The organism is Xenorhabdus hominickii, assembly GCF_002632725.1.
In the GTDB taxonomy this organism is placed as follows: Bacteria; Pseudomonadota; Gammaproteobacteria; order Enterobacterales; family Enterobacteriaceae; genus Xenorhabdus; species Xenorhabdus hominickii.
Genome location: NZ_NJAI01000040.1, coordinates 1 through 1,548 on the forward strand (window position 1 = coordinate 1; position 1,548 = coordinate 1,548).

Annotated in this window: 2 protein-coding genes; both read left to right on the top strand. The window is 57.7% G+C overall.

The window, feature by feature from the left end; all coding sequences use genetic code 11:
• Positions 1-1,194: phage major capsid protein (locus Xhom_RS24840; RefSeq protein WP_099140124.1), on the top strand; the 1,194-nt coding region annotated here is incomplete at its 5' end.
• A gap of 82 nt (positions 1,195-1,276) precedes the next feature.
• A partial coding sequence (locus Xhom_RS24845) for a head-tail connector protein (RefSeq protein WP_099140125.1) occupies positions 1,277-1,548 on the top strand: 272 nt, incomplete at its 3' end.

The following is a 1,548-nucleotide window of genomic DNA, read 5'->3' on the forward strand; positions in this document are numbered from 1 at the left end:
AACACTATTGCGGCGGAAATGCGTACCCTGCATGACAAAATCGGGGATGCCGCGTGGACGGACGAGCAGCGCACCGACTGGAACAAGGCGAAAACCGCACTGGACGGCATTGATGCACACATCCAGCGCGAGGAAGCGTTACGCAGTCTGGATCAACAACTGGTGGACAACACCGAGCCGGAGCAGCGTCAACAGTCTGGCAACCCGGAGACTGAGCAGCAGGAGCGCCGGGCGGCGGCTTTTGATAAGTTCCTGCGCCACGGTCTGGGGGAGATGACAACGGAAGAGCGTCAGGCCCTGCGTGAACTGCGGGCACAGGGTACGACACCGGACGAGAAAGGCGGCTACACCGTCCCGACCCAGATGCTAAATAAGGTCGTCGAAGCCATGAAAGCCTACGGCGGGATTGCCAGTGTAGCGCAAATTCTCAGCACTTCGACCGGGCAAACCATCGAATGGGCCACCGCCGACGGCACCGCAGAAGAAGGCGAGCTGCTGGGTGAAAACACCGCCGCCAGCGAAGAAGACACCGAGTTCGGCACCGCTTCCCTCGGGGCGAAAAAGCTGTCCTCTAAAATCATTCGGGTCTCCAACGAGCTGTTGCAGGACTCCGGTATTGATATGGAAGCCTATCTGGCAAAACGGATTGCTGAGCGTATCGGTCGGGGAGAGGCCAAGTATCTGGTGAAGGGCACCGGTACTGGCAGTCCACAGCAGCCGAAAGGGCTGGCGGCTTCGGTCACCGGGATGGTGGAAGCGGCAGCCAAATTCAGCTGGAAAGACATGAACGCCCTGAAACATGCGATTGACCCGGCGTACCGCAATGCGGGGACCTTCCGCTGGGCGTTCAATGACAGTACGCTGAAAATCATCACTGAGATGGAAGATGGGCAGAACCGCCCGTTGTGGCTGCCGGAAATTGCGGGGGTGGTGCCTTCGACGATATTAGGGGTGCCTTACGTCATCGATCAGGCGATTGCCGACATGGGGCCGGGCAGTAAATTCATCTATTGTGGTGACTTCAACCGTTTCATCGTGCGTCGGGTGGCCTACATGACCCTGAAACGCCTGATTGAGCGTTATGCGGAATATGACCAGACCGCCTTTCTGGCCTTCCACCGTTTTGACTGCATTCTGGAAGACACGGCGGCCATTAAGGCGCTGGTCGGGAAGGGCACCGTCTCCGCGGGCTAATCACCCCCGCTAACATCCTATGCCGCGTGAAGCGGTTTTTTTGTGCCCTGCGATCGGTAAACGTCGCGGGGCAGGAGGTTTTATGCCCTGCCCAACATTGGAAAAAATCAAGGCTCAATGCCGTATCGATGAAGATAACCACACGGACGACAGCTTGCTTGAAACCTATGCCGCTGCCGCCAAGACGCGGGCGGAAAGTTACCTCAACCGCACGCTGTATGATGAGAACGTGCCGGATGGTGATCCTGACGGGTTGCTGATATCGGCGGATATTGAGCTGGCGTTGTTATTGGCTATTGGGTTCTGGAATGAGAACCGCGAAGCCCAGTCACTCCCGGCGGGGTTTAAAGCCTT